Annotated in this window: 13 protein-coding genes; 6 read left to right on the top strand and 7 right to left on the bottom strand. The window is 39.3% G+C overall.

Annotation, left to right across the window (positions count from 1 at the left end; translation table 11 throughout):
* Positions 1-31: 31 nt before the first annotated feature.
* The 7 genes from EZ456_RS12485 to EZ456_RS12455 all read right to left on the bottom strand — a co-directional run bounded on the left by EZ456_RS12485 (position 32) and on the right by EZ456_RS12455 (position 9,666).
* Positions 32-1,117, bottom strand: coding sequence for an Ldh family oxidoreductase (locus EZ456_RS12485; protein ID WP_131530599.1), 1,086 nt, complete (start codon positions 1,115-1,117; stop codon positions 32-34).
* Between the two features lie 59 nt (positions 1,118-1,176).
* On the bottom strand, positions 1,177-2,763 hold the full coding sequence (gene bshC, locus EZ456_RS12480) for a bacillithiol biosynthesis cysteine-adding enzyme BshC (RefSeq protein ID WP_131530597.1): 1,587 nt from the start codon (positions 2,761-2,763) through the stop codon (positions 1,177-1,179).
* Between the two features lie 337 nt (positions 2,764-3,100).
* Positions 3,101-4,945 carry an alpha-L-fucosidase gene (locus EZ456_RS12475; RefSeq protein WP_131530595.1) on the bottom strand — a complete coding sequence of 615 codons (1,845 nt, stop codon included), beginning with the start codon at positions 4,943-4,945 and terminating at the stop codon, positions 3,101-3,103.
* Positions 4,946-5,472: 527 nt separating this feature from the next.
* Positions 5,473-7,389 (bottom strand): DEAD/DEAH box helicase, encoded by a 1,917-nt coding sequence (locus EZ456_RS12470; protein ID WP_131530593.1) that lies wholly within the window; start codon positions 7,387-7,389, stop codon positions 5,473-5,475.
* 321 nt (positions 7,390-7,710) lie between these two features.
* Complete coding sequence (locus tag EZ456_RS12465; RefSeq protein ID WP_131530591.1) at positions 7,711-8,565, bottom strand: carboxylesterase family protein; 855 nt, start codon at positions 8,563-8,565, stop codon at positions 7,711-7,713.
* Positions 8,566-8,599: 34 nt separating this feature from the next.
* A complete protein-coding gene (locus EZ456_RS12460; RefSeq protein ID WP_131530589.1) occupies positions 8,600-9,067 on the bottom strand; it encodes a DUF4293 domain-containing protein in 468 nt (155 codons plus the stop codon).
* Between the two features lie 80 nt (positions 9,068-9,147).
* The gene (locus EZ456_RS12455; RefSeq protein WP_131530587.1) at positions 9,148-9,666 is read right to left on the bottom strand and encodes a hypothetical protein; all 519 of its coding nucleotides are present in this window, start codon (positions 9,664-9,666) and stop codon (positions 9,148-9,150) included.
* A 226-nt stretch (positions 9,667-9,892) separates the two neighbouring features.
* Here EZ456_RS12455 and EZ456_RS12450 point away from each other — a divergent pair, with 226 nt between their 5' ends.
* The 6 genes from EZ456_RS12450 to rlmF all read left to right on the top strand — a co-directional run bounded on the left by EZ456_RS12450 (position 9,893) and on the right by rlmF (position 18,874).
* On the top strand, positions 9,893-12,382 hold the full coding sequence (locus EZ456_RS12450; protein ID WP_131530585.1) for a prolyl oligopeptidase family serine peptidase: 2,490 nt from the start codon (positions 9,893-9,895) through the stop codon (positions 12,380-12,382).
* A 72-nt stretch (positions 12,383-12,454) separates the two neighbouring features.
* Positions 12,455-13,207, top strand: coding sequence for a tRNA pseudouridine(38-40) synthase TruA (gene truA / locus EZ456_RS12445; RefSeq protein WP_131530583.1), 753 nt, complete (start codon positions 12,455-12,457; stop codon positions 13,205-13,207).
* Positions 13,208-13,324: 117 nt separating this feature from the next.
* Positions 13,325-15,094, top strand: coding sequence for an ABC transporter ATP-binding protein (locus EZ456_RS12440; protein ID WP_131530581.1), 1,770 nt, complete (start codon positions 13,325-13,327; stop codon positions 15,092-15,094).
* Positions 15,095-15,151: 57 nt separating this feature from the next.
* The gene (locus EZ456_RS12435; RefSeq protein ID WP_131530579.1) at positions 15,152-16,177 is read left to right on the top strand and encodes an isoaspartyl peptidase/L-asparaginase family protein; all 1,026 of its coding nucleotides are present in this window, start codon (positions 15,152-15,154) and stop codon (positions 16,175-16,177) included.
* Between the two features lie 87 nt (positions 16,178-16,264).
* On the top strand, positions 16,265-17,551 hold the full coding sequence (gene dctA / locus EZ456_RS12430; protein WP_131530577.1) for a C4-dicarboxylate transporter DctA: 1,287 nt from the start codon (positions 16,265-16,267) through the stop codon (positions 17,549-17,551).
* A gap of 306 nt (positions 17,552-17,857) precedes the next feature.
* Positions 17,858-18,874 (top strand): 23S rRNA (adenine(1618)-N(6))-methyltransferase RlmF, encoded by a 1,017-nt coding sequence (gene rlmF, locus EZ456_RS12425; protein WP_131530575.1) that lies wholly within the window; start codon positions 17,858-17,860, stop codon positions 18,872-18,874.
* Positions 18,875-18,928: the final 54 nt, after the last annotated feature.

The raw sequence follows: 18,928 nt of genomic DNA, 5'->3' as shown, positions 1-18,928 counted from the left end.
TCAGCGCTCTTTGCGGTTAAATAAAGATGAATTATTTCAATCCTTCAATCCCCAGCTTCACAGCAAGTTCATTCAGATCCTTTACCACTACATCAATTATCGGAATACCACTGATTTTCCTTTCCTGTTCAAATTCGTGCTCAGGTTCGCCCGGAATGATTACCTTTTTATCAGGATCTATCGTTTTTGCACTTTTAAAGCGTTCTACCCAATTATCTAAATGATTTTTGAAGTCTGCAGCTGGCCTGAAGCCATCTACTCGCATAGCACCTAAAAAGTGACCAAGTCCTTCGCCGACCGGATTCGCCGATGGCTCCAAGAAAGCCACAAAAGGGGGCACCCAGGGCCCGTAATTGGCGCCAGATAACACCGCTGATAAAATATCGACCGTAGCACTTAACCCATAACCTTTATGACTGCCATGATCTTTATCACTGCCCAAAGGAAGGAGCGAACCGCCATTTTTTAATTCGTTCGGATCGGTAGAGTTTTCCCCGCTTTTATCCTGAACCCAGCCACCAGGAATGCTTTTATTGGCACGTTGGGCAATTTCTAATTTACCGTTTGCTGCCGCCGCTGTGGCCATATCTACAATCACCGGTGGGTATTTCCCTGCGGGAAAAGCATAACACATGGGGTTGGTGCCCAATAAACGTTCGTTAGCATATGTAGGGGCTACCAAAGGGCTTGCATTGGTCATACTGATGCCGATCATATCTTTTTCTACCGCCATTAAGGCATGATATCCTGCAATACCGAAGTGATTGGAGTTTTTAACTGATACCCACCCACTACCGTATTTTTCTGCTTTTTCGATGGCAACCTTCATTGCGAAAGGGGCTACAACCAGACCTAATCCGGCATCGCCATCTATTGTTGCTGTAGTAGGCGTTTCATGTACAATTTTAATGTTGGGTGTAGCATTAATTCTTTTCTTTTCCCAAAGGCGAACATAACCGCTTAAACGGGCAACACCATGCGAATCGATACCACGTAGATCCGAACGGATCAATACATCGGTTGCTAAATCGGCATGCTCATCAGAACAGCCCATTTTTTTAAAAACGTTATAAGTAAATGCCCTAAGGTTAGTTTCGGTAAAAGTGATGAAGTTCATTTTAAATATCAAGTATCAAGATCGATTGCGGACTTCGGACTCCCGACTCCGGACTAATATTACGGCAACAAAACGGTAAAATCGCCGCCCAATGGCTCAAAGTTTTCTATACACGACGAAAGAAAATCTTCTCCGTAATTCACATACATGGGGGCAATGTTTAATATTCTTTCTTGCAAGGTTCCATTCGGGAAAAGTCTTTTCTTTACATTGTCAATCTGTAGCAATGCAGTTTCATGTTTCCTTTTCTCTGCGCGGAATAATTTCTTTTCCAGGTTAGCCAGCAAGTGATTGGTTCGTTGTTTCGCCGTATCGGTTGAAACAGAAAGCGTTTTATCTATTTTATAGGCATTCAGCTTAATTTGGTCGAAAATGCTGTTAATCGCCCTGGTTTCATCGGCCAAACTCAATAATGCAGTTGTATTACGCTTAACCCAGATGTTTTTTAATTCCTCAACAGGTAAAAATATATCTTCTAAAGAAAAGCCTAAATGATATAAGTTCTGAGCACTGCGTTTATCAATTAATAAAGCAGAGTTACGAAGCAATAAAACAGGGAAATCAACCTTGTAAAAGTCGAAATTTGCTTTTAATTGCATCCAATAGGCTACTTCGGCACCGCCGCCAATATAAGCCAGGTTAGGTAAAATAACTTCCTGATACATGGGACGCATCACCACATTTGGACTAAACCGCTCTGGATGTGATTCGATTTCAGCTTTTAGTGCTTCTTCAGTAAAACTGATATCGGTATGGTTTACAAGATATTTGCCATTTTCAAAAATCAAGCGTTCGCGCAGATTATCGATCAGGTAAAAGAAATTAATATCACGGCCATTCACTTGCGTTTTATAGCCTAAATCTTCGAGGTTTTTCGAACTGTTTTCAATGTTTTTCGCACTGTTATGTCGAATGATATCTTCGGTAATGATATTCGCGAATTGCTTTTTTAATTGTGCATCATCTGCATTTACAATCACCAAGCCATATTTCTCGAATAAGTTATTCACTAAAAACCTGGTAGCATCAGCTAAATTGTCGTGTTGCAAATAGGCCTGTTCTACCAATTTGGCAATTCGTTTTCCGTTTTTAGAGATACCCAGGTATCCCTTATATGCGGTTACCGCTGCGGCAACTGTTTTGGTACTTAGTCTTCCGGTGGCACCGTTGGTTTGCTGTATCCAGCTAATGTTCTTTTCATCAACACTTACGTGGTTAATTTCATCAAAATCGTGATCCTCTGTCGCCATCCAATAAACCGGGACAAAGTTTTTATCAGGATGGGCCATTTTTAACTCGATGGCTAAATTAATGGTGGTTACAATTTTATAAATGAAATATAGTGGCCCGGTAAAAAGATTCAACTGGTGACCCGTTGTGACCGTAAAGGTATTCGCCGAGCCTAAAAGCTCTATGTTTTTGGTAACAGATTTATTGGGTTGTAAATGTTGGTATTGATCTTGTAAAACCTTAACCAAAGTTTCTCTGTTTCCTAAGAAATTTCTATGCTCAATCGCCTTGGCTAAACCCTCCATATCAGGACGATAACTATAAAAAGCTTTGAGCTGTTCTTCGTCGTTAATATAATCTAAAACCAGTTTTGAAAATGATCCGGTTTCCTGATATGAGATATATTTTGCCTGCATGATGTGCGAAAGTAATGCAATTTAAGGATAATCGTAAAGTCGCGCCACTATTTTACAATTGTTAAATAATTTTTTGCCACGGAAGCGCTGAAATCACGGAATTTCCATGTGGTCATCCTCTTTGGTAAGTTTTAGAAAAAAAACGGAGTTTTGATAACTGGTTTTTTCGTGGGTTCGTCATTTCGACCGTAGTGTTCCGAAGGAACTCCTTTGGAGGAGAAATCTTTGAACTATGTTAAAAGATCTCTCCATTCCGTTGCACTCCAGTCGAGATGACGACTTTTCTTTGGAATCTGTCATTAGTAGTGGAGTCGAAGGATTTTTAAATGGAAAGTAATTAGAGGTTGCTCTCTATCGCGCCAACTTTTTCACGGTACAAATCAATCGGGCTATCTAAAAGTACTGCAATTACCGTTAATTCAGGATCTAATTTATCTTTAGGCACTGGAATGTAAACAATACCCGGTATTTTGCTCCAATACAGTTTGTTATAAATTTCATGCGGAAGCATAGTGCCTTCACCTACAATCCTGATCCTGCTGATGTTGTTTTTTAAACCTTTAATGGCAATTGGGCCGGTTGGTGTGCCTTCTACAAATAAATAAAGTGTTTGTTTATCGGCAGAAAGTGCAGTACTGCCCTGGTAGTGCCCTGCCGGAATTCCCCCAGTTGTTTTATATAGTGCTTCCGCATTTTTGATTACCCAATTGTTAACCTTTGGATTAACATTTTTAATGCCTGATTTAAATTCAAGACCATCAGCAGTCAGATTGGTGTTTTGAAAAATATTTACACCAGAATTTAAATCATAAGAAAGTTTTCTCAGAATATAATTGGTTAGATCTAAATGTTGGGATGCCGCAAATAAAGTTTCTAAAGAAATGGTTTGTTGTTTTTCTTTTGATAATTGGATTGGTTCGTTTAGAAAAACTTTTAACACAGTAACATCATTGTCGAAATCGCTTTCATTAACGTCAAGAAAATAATCAGTTTCATTTAGTTTTACTGCGTTTATTGGTGTTTTATTACCAATCAATTCTACCTTTTTTATTTTAGATTTTATGCCGTTAAGCAAAATGCCGTTCTTGGTTTTATAATCAAGATAGAGGTATAAAACAGCTTTGTCTTTCGATAATGCTGTTTTCCCTACAAAATGTCCATCAGGTAACCCTGCTTCCGTACCGTATATGGCTTCACCATGTTTTTTTGTCCAGCGGCCTAAATCTTTTAAAATCTTAACCTGTTCAGGTGCAATGGTTCCATCAGCTTTTGGTCCAATATCAAGTAATAAATTACCACCCATGCTGATGCAATCAACCAAGGTACGGATAATCATGTTTGACGATTTATAATGATTGTCGTAAGGCTGGTAACCCCACGAATCGTTCATGGTGTAGCAGAGTTCCCATTCAGGTGAGCCTGGTTTTACCACCGGAACACCTTGCTCGGGTGTATCGTAATCTCCATGCCCGTTTAAGCGGGAGTTGATAATGATGTTCTGATTTACCTTGCGTAAATTTGTCAATATGTTTTTGGCCTGCCATTCTTCGCCACTATGCTCCCAATCGCCATCAAACCATAGCAAATCTGGATTGTATTTGGCTGAGAGATCGTTTAACTGGCCCTGGAAATAATTCTGGAATTTAGTAAAACGTGGTGCATCCTGTTTATAGTCGTAACGTTTTCTGTCGCGGGTAAAACCATCATAATCTGGGTAGCTCCAATCAGGTAATGAAAAATATAAACCTGTTTTAAGGCCAGATTTTTTGAGTTCAGCCACAAACGGAGTGATTAAATCTTTTTTTGCAGCGCTATTTTTTAAGGTTGTGGTAGCTAAAGGAGCCTTACTATCCCAAAGCGCAACACCGTCGTGGTGTTTTGTGGCAATTACCGCATATTTAGCGCCGCTTTCTTTAATCAAATTTACCCATTCTTGCGGCTGATATTTTGTTGCGGTAAAACCATTAAGCTGTTTCATGTAAGCATCGTGGTTGATGTAATTGTTAAAAAACGACCACGATTCGGAAATACCATTAACCGAATAAATACCCCAGTGAATAAAAATACCCAGTTTGGCATCAGCAAACCACTGCATTTTTTGATTTGGAGCAGCTTGTTGAGCCGAAAGTTTGCTGCCTACGAATAGAGAAAATAAAATGATAAAAAACTTTAAATAACGCATGATCTTGTTTAGTATATCTAAACGTTAAATATAATATTTTGGGAAAGATTTATTTAGAAAAAGATGCGTTTTTATATCATTTGGCACCTTGTCAGATAGAAATATCTGACACCACAAGAAAAGTTGATGACTCGCTTTTGAAAAACTGACTTTGGTTAAATAAACCTGATAGAAGGGAACCCGATTCTTTACCGAAAAATCGGCACTGAGTTAGCATCGGGTGGAATGATAGCAGGGCTTCCGGAACCGAAATGCTTCTGGATTTGCTTTTCTAATCTTAAAAATAATCTGTTAATATCCAGCTTCCTTTATTTGCAAGACAGGAATGTATGTAATTAGGGTATTAAATAAGAGTTGTCAACTTTCCAGCAAGTGTTTTATTAAAGTTGACAACTCAACACACTTGGATTTACGTGAAGTTCCGTAGGAACAATTCTTTGGTAGAATTTTATGCAAATTTAAATGTTATTGCATAAAAAAGCCGCCCCGAAAAATCGGGACGGCTGTAAAATATTTGGTTTAGTGATTTACCATTTTTTTCTGCGTTCGCCGCTTCCACCTTCACGGCTTCCGCCTTCTCTGCGTGGACCTCCAGTGTTACCACCTTTGTCATCACGGCTACGTCCAGAGAAATCTCTGAAACCGCCACCGCTATTTCCACCTTCACGTCTTCCGCTGCCACCGCCAGATTTTCTATCACCGCCGCCACGATAACCGCCGCCGCCACCGCCGCTTCTGCGTTCACCGCCGAAACCACCGCCACCGCTACGTCTTTCGCCGCCACCGCGTCTTTCTCCAGCGCCTTCACCACGACCACCGTCTCCGCTTTTTTCAATGCGTACCTGACGGCCGTTAAATTCAACAGCTTTAAAGCCTTCAAAAACTTTATCAGCTACATCATCTTCAACTTCAAAGAAAGAGAAAACACCTTTTAAATCGATTTTACCAACGCTTTTGCCACCAATTTTACCGTTGTTACAGATAAATGATAACATATCGCCACGGGTAAACTCATCTACAGAACCTAAGTTAATGAACAAACGGGTGTAACCTTCGCTACCACGTCCACGTCCGGCACCTCTTTCGCCTCTGTCTGCACCACGATCGTCGCCAACTGCTGCATTTAAATCAGGAGCTTTAGCGTAGTAATCCAAGAAACGGTTAAATTCTAACGAAGCAAAACGTTTAATTACATCTTCTTTGGTTAAATCAGCAAATTCATCCATAATACGAGGAATGTACTGATCAATTTGTTCGTTGTTCACTTCTACATTATGTACTTTATGTACTAAAGAGAATAATTGTTTTTCACAAACATCAAATCCTGTAGGCAATTCAGCTTTGGTAAATTGTTTACCAATAATGCGCTCTAACTGACGGATTTTTCCAACTTCTTTAGAGTTGATGATACAGATTGAAATACCTGTTTTACCAGCACGACCAGTACGGCCAGAACGGTGGGTATAACTTTCAATTTCATCAGGTAGAGAATAATTGATTACGTGTGTTACATTGTTTACATCGATACCACGGGCAGCAACATCAGTAGCAATTAACAACTGCATGTTACGCTCACGGAAACGTTGCATTACCTTATCACGTTGTTGTTGCGATAAATCGCCGTGTAAAGCATCAGCATTGTAACCATCTTTAATTAAATGCTCAGCAACATCTTGTGTATCCAATTTGGTTTTACAAAATACTACGGCAAAAATTTCAGGGTTAAAATCTACAATACGTTTTAAGGCAGCGTATTTATCACGTGCACGAACAATATAATATTCGTGTTCGATGTTTACGTTACCCGTATTTTTTGTGCCCATGGTTAATTCAACAGGGTTGTCCATATAGTTTTTAGCTATACGGCGAACTTCTGCAGGCATGGTAGCCGAGAATAACCAGGTTTTTTTGTCATCAGGAGTAGTTGATAAAATGTCGTTAATGTCGTCCTGGAAACCCATGTTCAACATCTCGTCAGCTTCATCAAGCACAACAAATTTAACAGAAGAAAAATCAATGGCTTTACGGCCAATGATATCCAACATACGGCCGGGCGTGGCCACTACGATTTGAACGCCTTGGCGTATTTCGCGTAGTTGTTGCATAATGTTCGCGCCACCGTAAACGGCAACAACGTGGGCATTAGCAACGTTTTTAGAAAAGTTTTTAAGGTCGTTAGCGATCTGTAAACATAACTCACGGGTAGGGCATAAAATCAATGCCTGTGGTTTGTTAATTTTAAAATCGATTAGTTCTAACAGCGGCAAACCAAATGCGGCTGTTTTTCCTGTTCCTGTTTGGGCCAAACCAACAAAATCATTAGTGCCTTCTAACAGTACAGGAATACTTTGCTCCTGAATAGGTGTTGGAGTTTCAAATCCAAGATCCTTTACGGCATTAACGACGTCATCACTTATCCCCAATAATTGAAATGGGTTTGTCATTCGTCTTTTTATTTTTAATTGAGCCGCAAAGGTACAGTTAATATTTCGTATTTTACAGATAATCAAGTAAATAGTTTTTTAAGCTAAATATTTGAAAATAAGGAAGTAAGGGGGGATGTAAAATGGATGATGGGAAATGAGGGGTGGGACAAGTTAAATGGAGGTCGTGATTGTAGTGGAGAAAGGTGTTTTTTATTTAGAAAGCAGTTGCAGTGGGGCTTGGGTCGCATCAGTCCCGTTTTCCGTTTCAATCTTTTTAAACCTTTTAGGTTTAAAAAGGATTTCCACTCCAACCGGGTTTAGGTGGCCAGGGCAATGCAGCTATTTACGTTTGTTTTTGAATAGCCATTTGGGAAGTTCATCCGTTAAAATTGCGGGAGCGAAAATATCGTTGTGGGCCAGATTGTCGAATTCCCAAAACCTGGTTCTGTTTTTAGCGCTTACCTCTTCAAAAAACTGTTTGTCGCTATTAAAAGGGTTTTCGGTGTCTATATTGCCGTGGATTAGCCATATAGGGATGTTCGCCAGTACGTTTACCTGGTCGAATTGCGGTATGCCCGAAATACTGATACCTGCAGCAAATAAATCGGGTTTTAACGCTAATGCATTGATCACTGAAGAAGCACCCATCGAAAAACCGATGAGGTAAATCCTTTTCTCATCAATATTTAAAGTATTTTTCAAACTATCAATCAGTTGTAAGGCGCTTGTTAAACAGGGTTGTGGTACCGAAGTCAATAGATTTCTGCTCCGGTCTAAAACGTAATTCGACGAACGTGAAGGGAACTGCGGCGCCAAAACAAAAGCAGGGTATTTAGCTTGTATTTCATCCGTGGCAAATAGTTTTGCCAAAATACCCAGCTGGCTGGTATTGTCGTTTCCAACCGCGTTTGATCCATGAAATACAATTACCAGTGGAAGTTTTCTGTTCGTACTTTTTGGTTTTAATAAGCGGTATACAATCGGCATATCGGCAGTGCCCTTGAATGATCCTTTGGTAAAAACGTCGGTATTTAAACCTTTTATTTCCGCTATTCTCTGTTTGAGGTAGATAGAATCAACACTTTTAGCGATTTTGGTTCTTCCGAAAGTATGGATGCTTTTGTTGCATGATAAGATTCCGCAAAGCAAAACCACGGAAAAAACATAAACTGCATGATTTAACTTAATTTGCATGTTCGGTAATTGATTTTTCTGCTAAATTAAGAAGTTATCGCAGCCTTTCAGCCGAACGGATTAATCTCTCGTCTTTATTGATGCCGAAAATGGCTAGGAAAACAAATAAAATAGCTAAGGCAGGTAGGTACGCTCCAACGCCAAAATTTGCACCTTCAATACCGCCTGGTAGTTTTTTAGCATAAACACTGCACCAAAAAGCAAAGCCAGCAATTAATATAATCGATACAATTGCAATGCGTTTTTGAAAACTTCTTCTTTTGTAGTTAAAAATATTCATTAAACAAATAAATGCAACAGCGATATTGGTGATTAGTAAAGGTAGATAAAATGCCACCTTAAACCCATTTCCAGATTTTCCAATAAAGGTTTCACGTAGCCCTGTTGTATATATTGCAACTTCTGTTCCACTGCCGACTTTGGTTGCAATTGGTAAAAACAACATTAAAGCTAAGGTTATTGCTGCTAAAAAAAGCCAGATCGATTGTATTCTTTGTATCATGTTGGGTTTAATAATTTAAAAGCAAACTTAGATAAAATTGCTTTTGCTTGCAATTTAACTAAACTCATAATTGTGATGCATTATTTTTTAGCAGGCTGTAGTGGCATGAAGTGAGGATCAGAGTAAAAGAATTTATAGGAACCATCGGGATATAGTACTAGCGATGTTCCGCAAGTCGTTTTCTTTGTGAATATATTTTTCCTTAGGTAACCACCATCAGTGAGAATTTTGTTATTCCAGAGTACAAGTTTGTTAAAGTTTTTACCGCTTTCCTTTATTTGGTATACAGAAGTGCCGGGGTGCGCAATTTTATACTTTGAAATAAAATCGTTTGTAGAAATGATAATCCTGGCGATATAGTTGTCAGGCTGCTCATCAAGGGCATTCCAACAGCTTTCGTAATTGAAATCGTATTTAATGATCACGGTGTCTTTTACTGGTTTGTTGGATATAGCGGATAAATAATCTCTTACACTATCAACCTTTGCTAATGAAAATCGGTCTTTTTGTTTTCCCTTTTTCGAAGCTGTTTTGGAACCCGCGCAGGCAACAACAATACAAGAAAAGATAAGTAAAATAATAGTGTTTTTAATTTTCATAGCGCTTTAGATTCTTGGTACTGAGAGATTATAAAATTATAATTTTTTGTAACTATTTAATGTTTTACAGTAAAATATACTTAGTTCCAATTTGCAACACCATCTAGTAAAAGGAAAAAAGTATTTTTATATCGCTTTGGGTAAAAAAGGTATTACATCCAACAGTTCAACGATGGCAGTCTTTTAAATCGATTAACTTTGATAAAACATACTAATAAAACGATTTATGCTAAAAAACTTACTTTTTCTGGTTCTCATACTTGCTGCAACCAACACCTTTGCACAAGATACCCTTAAATTTGAAAAAGCATTAACCGTAGCCAGTGGCAGTCGCTACGGCCGTGAAGCCACTTATACCGATTTACTGGCCTGGCAAATGGCTAATGGAAAATTAGAAAAGCCCACGGAAAACGGAGCGTTTTCAGCAGGTAAAGATGGACAGAAAGTATTATGGAAAGCAATTAAAGCAGATGTTAATGGCCGTTTTAGTGCATTTTCGAGGAGATCTTTTCAGACAACAAATAACCCCTTCCTAAATCCGGGGGGCATAGATAGAGGCTCTGATTATATCTACATTACCTATACTTCCGCTAAAGAACAAACCGCAATTTTAAATGTAATTGGGGGCAATAGTTTGTTTTTTAATGGTACTCCACATATGGGCGATCCTTATGCATCTGGTTATATGAATATTCCGGTTCAATTAAAAAAAGGTATAAACGAACTTTTTGTAAGAGGCGCCAGTATAGTACCAATGATCATTATTAATACTAAAAAATTACTCATCCATACAGATGATGTTACCATGCCGAGCATTGTGCTCAATCAGGCAAACGGTGTGCTAAAAGGTGCATTAACGGTAAGTAATTCTTCTTTAAAAGATTTTGACGATTTGCATATCAAAACCGTTTTAAACGGCAAACAGCAGGAAGTAGCCATTTCGCGCATTGCAAAACTGAGTATGCGGAAGGTGATTTTTGAATTAGATGCAAATGCGATAACAACTCCAGGTAATTATAATCTGGAAATACAACTGGTGCAGAACAAGACAAAAGTCGATCAGAAAACGATCGTAATTGAAGCCTTAGCCAATTCATCAACCCATAAGCAGACCTTTGTAAGTAAAATTGATGGCAGCTTGCAGTATTTCGCAGTTACCCCGCAGCTTAATGGCTGGAAACCAAATTCAGCATTATTTCTTTCCGTACATGGTGCCGGTGTAGAAGCCATTGGTCAGGCAAAAGCCTATAAATCTAAAGATTGGGGAACCTTAGTTGCAGCCACTAACCGCAGGCCACGTGGTTTTAATTGGGAAGATTGGGGCCGTCAGGATGCTTTAGAAGTATTGGCACTGGCAAAAGACCAGTTTAAACCAAGCGATAAACAGATTTACCTCACGGGTCATTCTATGGGTGGGCACGGCACCTGGTTTTTAGGCGCCACTTACCCTGATAAATGGGCAGCTATTGCGCCCGCTGCAGGTTATGCTTCGCTTAAAGATTACGGTTCTGCCGATGGAAAAATTCCTGATAGCAGTAAAAATATAGTAGAAAGAATGCTGTTAAGGGCTGGTAATCAAAGCGATGTTCCGAAATTGGCGACTAATTATACGCCATTAGGGGTTTATATTTTGCATGGCGATGCCGATAGGGTGGTGCCGGTTAGTTACGCTAGGCAAATGAAGAAATTACTTTCAGGGTTTCATGCCGATTTTAGTTATTACGAATACCCAGGAGGTGAACACTGGTTCGGCGATCAAAGTGTAGATTGGCCACCTATTTTTAGTTTTTTTAAATGGCATACTATTGCTGCCGATTCTGCTGTAAATCGCATCGATTTTACTACATCCAGTCCAGGAATTTCGGCTACTTATCGTTGGGCTACTATTTACCAGCAAACGCAGCCTTTACAATATAGCCGCATCATTTTAACACGAGACAGGAAACTATCATCCATTGTTGGTAAAACCGAGAACGTTGCGCTTTTAAAATTGGCTTTAACAGATTTTGGTGCAAAAACACCTGTAAAAATTACTTTAGATAGTTTAACAGTTATTAATTATACCACGCAAAGCGTTAACGATACCCTGTTTTTAGAGAAAAATAACGAGGCCTGGCAAATCGTCACCAAAATTGATAAAAGAGATAAAAACCCGTTGCGATATGGCACTTTTAAAGAAGCTTTTAATCATAAAATGATTTTTGTAGTGGGAGCAAACGGCACTGCCGAAGCCAATCTGGCTAATTTAAATAAAGCCAAATACGATGCCGAAAGTTGGTATTATCGTGGTAACGGAGCCGTTGATATCATTATGGATAAAGAATTTTCAGCATCAAAATATCAGGGGCGTAATATTATTTTGTACGGAAACTCCGAAAATAATACCGCTTGGAAAAAATTACTTAATGATTGCCCTATACAGGTAAGCAATTCGCAAATAACCACAAAAGAACACGCATGGAAAGGTGATGATTTAGCTGCATATTATATTTGGCCACAACAGGATAATAAACTATTGATAGGCGTAGTGGCCAGTACTGGAGTAACAGGAATGAGAGCTGCGTATGCCAACCAATATTTTGCTGGTGGTAGCGGTTTCCCTGATTTTATGATATTTTCATCTGAGTTGCCAAAAGAAGGAAGTAAAGGAATTAAACTGGCTGGTTTTTACGATAATAAATGGCAGTTTGATGAAAAAAATACTGCTAAACCTTAGTTAGGGCTACTTACGAATAAATGTGGCGTGCTCTCCTTCTAAATAAAATGAAAAAAGTATTTTTGCATCGCTTTGAATAAAAAAAGGTATTTCATCCAATTGGCTTACGATGGCAGCTTATACCATGGCTGGCAAACACAACCTAATGCAATCACCGTTCAGGAATTGTTAGATAAGGCTATGTCTACTTTTTTTAGGCAGCCCATCGAAACTTTGGGTTGCGGTAGAACAGATGCTGGCGTGCATGCCACTGATTTTTATGCCCATTTTGATGTTGAAGGTTTAGAAGAGGTAAAGGTTTTAAGTGCGATAACGGGTATCAACGCCATGTTGCCCTATCAAATTGCAGCAAAAAAAATTATACCTGTACATGATGATGCCCATGCCCGCTTTGATGCCACCGCCCGTGCTTATAAATATTATGTCCACTTCGAAAAAAATCCTTTTAAACTTAACCGATCTTGGTTGGTTAAAGATAAACTGGATCTGGAAGCGATGAATAGTGCAGCGACACTGTTATTAAATTATACCGATTTTTCGTGCTTTAGTAAATCCAATACCCAAACCTTTACCAATAATTGTAAAGTAACCAAAGCCGTTTTCGAACAGCAGGATAATGGATTGGTTTTTACCATCCAGGCCGATCGCTTTTTACGGAATATGGTAAGGGCCATTATGGGTACTTTGGTACAGATCGGTAAAAAAGAAATAAATTTAACAGATTTTAAAGCAATTATAGAAAGTAAAAACCGCAGCAATGCCGGACAATCTGTGCCTGCCTGCGGTTTGTATTTAGTGAAGATAGAATACCCGTATTTGGGTTAACTGTATAAACTGGTTAATCGGTTAATTGAAGCGAAATTCAATTAACCAATATAATCTTTAGCACATTTAGTTAAATGGCAGTTAACCAATTTAAACAATTAATCAGTTAACCACAATATGGCAGTTACAGGCGACGTATACAACACCGGATTACTGAAACGTATTTTTCAATATGTAAAGCCTTATCGTGCTGTTTTTGTATGGTCGGTTATTTTAACCATTCTACTTGCGGCCATTTCTCCGGTACGTCCGTTTTTAATTAAATATACGCTCGATCATTATATTTTAACAGGCAATTATTCTGGCCTGGTAAATATGACCATGCTGATGGTTTTTATGTTGATTTTGCAGACACTGATCCAATATAACCATACGCTCTTAACCAATACATTAGGTCAATCGGTTATCCGCGATTTGCGGATTAATGTTTTTAACCACATTACCAAACTCCGCCTAAAATTTTTCGATAAAACACCCATAGGGCAATTGATTACCCGAACAGTCTCTGATTTGGAAACCATTGCGGATATTTTTTCGGAAGGTTTAATTTCTATGATCGGAGATAGCTTGCAGGTGGTGGTGATTGTATGTGTAATGCTGTACACTGATTGGCAATTGAGTTTGGTGGTGCTTTTGCCCATTCCTTTGTTAATCATGGCTACCCGAAAATTCCAGAAGGCGATTAAAGTTGCATTTCAGGAAATCAGGAACGAGGTTTCTAACTTGAATACCTTTTTACAAGAACACATTACAGGCGTTTCTATTGTTCAATACTTTGCGAGAGAGAAACAGGAATACAGAAAATTCTACGCCATTAATAAACGTTATCGCGATGCCAATATCCGTTCTAACTGGTATTATTCTATCTTTTTTCCAGTGGTTGAGTTAATCTCTGCCATGTCGCTGGGATTATTGGTGTGGTACGGAGCCCGAAGTATCCTTTCTAAACCCTTGGATGTAACCCCGGGAACCATCACTCAGTTTATCATGTACCTGGGTATGGTATTTACGCCAATCCGCCAGCTGGCGGATAAGTTTAATACGCTGCAGATGGGTATGGTTGGTGCCGAACGTGTTTTTAAAGTTTTAGATACCGACGAAACTACGCCAAATCAGGGTGAGCAGAAACCAGCTAAATTAGAAGGAAATATTAAATTCGAAAAGGTTTGGTTTGCCTATAACGACGAGAACTACGTGCTGAAAGACCTTACATTTGAAGTGAAGGCTGGCGAAACCGTAGCATTAGTAGGTGCTACAGGTGCTGGTAAATCTTCTACCATCAATATCCTCAACCGCTTTTACGAAGTAAAGAAGGGAGATATTACGGTAGATGGCATCCGTATTGAAGATTTTGACCTCGATTACCTAAGAAGCAATATTGCCACTGTACTTCAGGATGTTTTCTTGTTTTCAGATACGATTTTAAACAATATCACACTTAACAATTCAGAAATTACGATAGCAGAAGTGGTTAATGCGGCGAAAAAAGTTGGCGCACACGATTTTATCGAACGTTTACCTGGTGCTTATCAGTACAATGTGATGGAAAGAGGCGCTACGCTCTCGGCTGGTCAGGCGCAGTTAATTTCTTTTATCCGTGCCCTGGTGCACAATCCTGCTATTTTAGTTTTAGATGAGGCCACTTCATCAGTTGATACTGAAACCGAATTATTGATCCAGAAAGCCATTGATAATTTAATGGAAGGGCGCACTTCGATCGTAATTGCCCATCGTTTATCCACCATTCAAAAAGCCGATCAGATTATTGTGCTCGATAAAGGGGAGATCAAAGAAAAAGGAACCCATCAACAGTTGTTAAAGTTAAACGGCTACTATAAAAAGCTTTACGATCTTCAATTCTCATCCAAAGGGATAGCTAAAGTTTAACCGTAATTATTATCAAGGATTTTCTTAATTTAACAGCTTCTTAAACCCCATAGGAAGATGAAACCGTTAAAATTACTCGCCTTACTCTTGTTTTCGGCTTTAACCCTACAAGTTTCTGCACAGCAGAAAAAATATGTAATGGTTATTCACGGTGGTGCCGGCACCATTCTCAAGAAAAATATGAGCCCTGAAAAGGAGGCCGCCTATATCGCTGTCTTAACACAGGCCTTGCAGGCTGGTTATGCCGAAATTAAAGCAGGAAAAACCAGTATGGATGCCGTAGAAGCAACTATTCATATCATGGAAAACGATCCCCATTTTAATGCAGGTAAAGGTGCCGTTTTTACACATGATGGCAGAAACGAACTTGATGCGGCAATAATGGATGGTAAAACTTTAATGGCAGGGTCGGTTGCTGGAGTAACAACTATTAAAAATCCAATTTCTGCAGCAAGGGCTGTAATGGAAAAATCAGAACACGTAATGATGGTTGGCACTGGTGCTGAGCAGTTTGCTAAAGAAGTGGGGTTGGAAATTGTAGATCCAAAATACTTCTGGACTAAAGAACGTTGGGATGGTTTGCAAAAAGCCATTAAGGAGGATTCTACAAAAGCGGTATTAGACCATGGAAACAAGAAATCGGAATTGCTCGGAAGTAAAAATCACGATTATAAATTTGGTACTGTGGGTTGTGTAGCTTTAGATAAAGCGGGTAACTTAGCTGCAGGAACTTCAACAGGTGGTATGACGAATAAAAAATATGGACGTGTGGGCGATGCGCCTATTATTGGCGCAGGTACTTATTGCAATAACGAAACGGCTGGTATTTCCTGTACAGGCTGGGGCGAATTTTATATCCGTAATGTGGTGGCTAAAACTATCTCCGATTTAATGGAATACAAAAGTCTGTCAGTTGCCGAAGCTTCGAAAATTGCCTTAGATAAAGTGGGTAAAATGGGCGGCGATGGTGGTTTAATTGCTTTAGATAAAAAAGGCAATGTGGCCATGCCATTTAATACCGAAGGAATGTACCGTGGAACAATTACCGATGATGGCAAAGTTGAAGTCAGTATTTATAAATAACGAAATCGCTATTTTAAAGTCGAACTTTAAGCTATTGTGCCACTAAATAGAAAAATACGTATATATTTCCTTACTCATACCAAGTAAATGACATTAATAGAATTTGTAAAGAAAGTATTCTCCAATTTAACCTTTCAGGTTTTACTTGCCATCATAATAGGAATCTATGTCGGTGCTTACTTTCCTGGTTTTGCACCCACTGCTAAATTAATCAGTCAGGGTTTTATCAACCTGATTAGCATGTTAATTGCGCCAATTATATTCTTTACCATTGTTTTAGGCATCGCACACATGGGCGATATGAAAAAGGTGGGCAGGGTAGGAGGCAAAGCATTATTGTATTTCGAAATTGTAAGTACGGTAGCTATTGCGATTGGTTTATTGGTGGCCAATGTTTTAAAGCCAGGTGCCGGCATGATCGCTAAGACTGGTGATGCTACAAAAATTGCAGGTTATGCTGAGCAAGCTAAAGATATGAACTGGGCAGAATTCTTTCTGCATATTATTCCGCATAACGTAATTGCTGCTTTTGCAGAAGGCAATATTTTGCAGATTTTGCTGTTTGCCATTCTTTTTGGTTATGGCCTGAATAAACTGGGTGGTGAAGGTACCGTAGTTTTGAATGCTTTTGATAAAATATCAAAGGTGTTATTTAAAATTATGAAGCTGATTATGCGTTTAGCGCCAATTGGTGCTTTCGGCGGGATGGCTTTCAGCATCGGTACGCATGGCTTAGAAAGTATAGTAGGCATGGCTAAACTAATGGGCTCTGTTTATTTAACCTGCTTCTTGTTTATTTTTGTGATTTTAAACGGAATTTGCCGTTACTATAACTTTAGCTTATGGGCTTACCTGAAGTATATCCGCCAGGAAATTTTAATTGTGCTGGGTACCTCTTCATCAGAATCAGCCTTGCCAAGTATGATGCAAAAAATGGAGGCCATTGGTTGTGATAAATCGGTTGTTGGCTTGGTTATCCCTACCGGTTATTCATTTAACCTCGATGGAACAGCAATTTACCTGGCCATGGCCGTTATATTTCTTTGCCAGGTTTTTCATGTCGATTTAACACTAGGACAGCAGATTACCGTTTTAGGAGTGCTGATGGTTACCTCAAAAGGTGCTGCTGGCGTAACGGGAAGTGGTTTTATCGTTTTGGTATCAACCTTAACTGCTTTAAAAATTATGCCCATAGAGCATATTTCAATATTAATCGGTGTAGATCGTTTTATGAGCGAAGCCAGAGCCATAACCAATGTAATCGGAAACGGTGTGGCTACGATTGTGATTGCTAAAAGTGAAAACCAGTTTGATGAGGAGAAGTATTTAAAAGCTATTCAACCCGCGATGATAGAAAAAGCAGAGGAGGCTTAGTTTGGAGTTTTCAGTTCGGAGTTTTCAGTTTTGCGAGCAGATAATCTAGCCACGGAAGCACAGAAGCCACGGAGAATTTTCGCTATTCATGTTGCAGTAATCGTTGTTTTTAGCGTATGCAGAAACCTTCACACCTTCAACCTTCTCGCCTTCAACCTCTTTGTTTAATTCTTGAAACAAATTCAAGGTGGCAATCGCTTTATTTCTGCGCTTGATACTCCCAACTAAAAACTCCGAACTCCCAACTAATTACCTATCTTTGCAGCAGAAACATGCACACAGCTTGTTTAATTAATCCATAGCACATTGGCTCAAGAAGAACAAAATAACCGCAAGGAAAAAAGCGAGTTACACCCACGCAACAAACACCGTTCGCGTTACAATTTCAAACAACTTATCGCAACCTCAAAAGAATTAAAACGTTTCGTTTTTAAAAACGAACACAATGATGATTCTATCGATTTTGCTGATCAAAATGCCGTTAAAGCGCTTAATAGGGCATTGTTAAAATATTTCTATAACATTTCGCAGTGGGATATTCCTCAGGATTTTCTTTGTCCACCTATTCCGGGCCGGGCTGATTATATCCACTATGTTGCCGATCTGTTAGGATCAAGCAATAAAGGTAAAAACCCTAAAGGAGCTAACATTAATGTATTGGATATTGGTGTTGGCGCCAACTGTATTTATCCGATCATCGGTCACCAGGAGTATGGCTGGAGTTTCGTAGGTTCTGAGATCGATCCACTTTCAGTTGATTCGGCAAAACGCATTATTGAAGCAAATAAGCCACTACAGGGGGCAGTAGAAATCCGTCAGCAATCTTCAAAAATGGGTATTTTTAGAGGTGTTGTAGGTGGTAAAGAAAGGTTCGATGCTGTGGTTTGTAATCCACCGTTTCACGCTTCGTTAAAAGAGGCAGAGCAGGGTACCCGCCAGAAATGGCGTAACCTGGGTGGTAACGAAAAAGAAGTAAAACACGTATTAAACTTTGGGGGTAATAAGGCTGAGCTTTGGTGTCCGGGTGGTGAACGTGCTTTTGTAGAGCAAATGATTATCCAGAGCGAGCAGATCAAAAACCAGGTGTTGTGGTTTACTTCATTGGTGTCGAAAAGTGCCAACTTAAAAAGTATCTATAGCGCATTGGTTAAAGCAAATGCTTTTGAGGTAACCACAGTGCAAATGAGCCAGGGGCAAAAAATAAGCCGTTTCGTAGCATGGACCTTCCATGATGAAGCTGCGCAGGCCGAATGGGTAAAAGCTTGGAAAACCGAGCCGAAACCTAAAGCAGATAATCCTAAGGCTGAAGCCAAAAGTCTTTAATCTGAAATATACTTAATAAGAAAGCCGTTCCGATTTTATATCAGAACGGCTTTT

Source organism: Pedobacter psychrodurus (genome assembly GCF_004331735.1).
In the GTDB taxonomy this organism is placed as follows: Bacteria; Bacteroidota; Bacteroidia; order Sphingobacteriales; family Sphingobacteriaceae; genus Pedobacter; species Pedobacter psychrodurus.
The sequence above is the reverse complement of the archived record's forward strand: the minus strand, read 5'-3'. Positions and strand labels throughout refer to the sequence as shown.

Excerpts from the sequence above, each read along its gene's own strand:
- EZ456_RS12485 (WP_131530599.1), bottom strand. The coding sequence starts at position 1,117 with ATGAACTTCATCACTTTTACCGAAACTAACCTTAGGGCATTTACTTAT.
- bshC (WP_131530597.1), bottom strand. The coding sequence starts at position 2,763 with ATGCAGGCAAAATATATCTCATATCAGGAAACCGGATCATTTTCAAAA.
- EZ456_RS12475 (WP_131530595.1), bottom strand. The coding sequence starts at position 4,945 with ATGCGTTATTTAAAGTTTTTTATCATTTTATTTTCTCTATTCGTAGGC.
- EZ456_RS12470 (WP_131530593.1), bottom strand. The coding sequence starts at position 7,389 with ATGACAAACCCATTTCAATTATTGGGGATAAGTGATGACGTCGTTAAT.
- EZ456_RS12465 (WP_131530591.1), bottom strand. The coding sequence starts at position 8,565 with ATGCAAATTAAGTTAAATCATGCAGTTTATGTTTTTTCCGTGGTTTTG.
- EZ456_RS12460 (WP_131530589.1), bottom strand. The coding sequence starts at position 9,067 with ATGATACAAAGAATACAATCGATCTGGCTTTTTTTAGCAGCAATAACC.
- EZ456_RS12455 (WP_131530587.1), bottom strand. The coding sequence starts at position 9,666 with ATGAAAATTAAAAACACTATTATTTTACTTATCTTTTCTTGTATTGTT.
- EZ456_RS12450 (WP_131530585.1), top strand. The coding sequence starts at position 9,893 with ATGCTAAAAAACTTACTTTTTCTGGTTCTCATACTTGCTGCAACCAAC.
- EZ456_RS12440 (WP_131530581.1), top strand. The coding sequence starts at position 13,325 with ATGGCAGTTACAGGCGACGTATACAACACCGGATTACTGAAACGTATT.
- EZ456_RS12435 (WP_131530579.1), top strand. The coding sequence starts at position 15,152 with ATGAAACCGTTAAAATTACTCGCCTTACTCTTGTTTTCGGCTTTAACC.
- dctA (WP_131530577.1), top strand. The coding sequence starts at position 16,265 with ATGACATTAATAGAATTTGTAAAGAAAGTATTCTCCAATTTAACCTTT.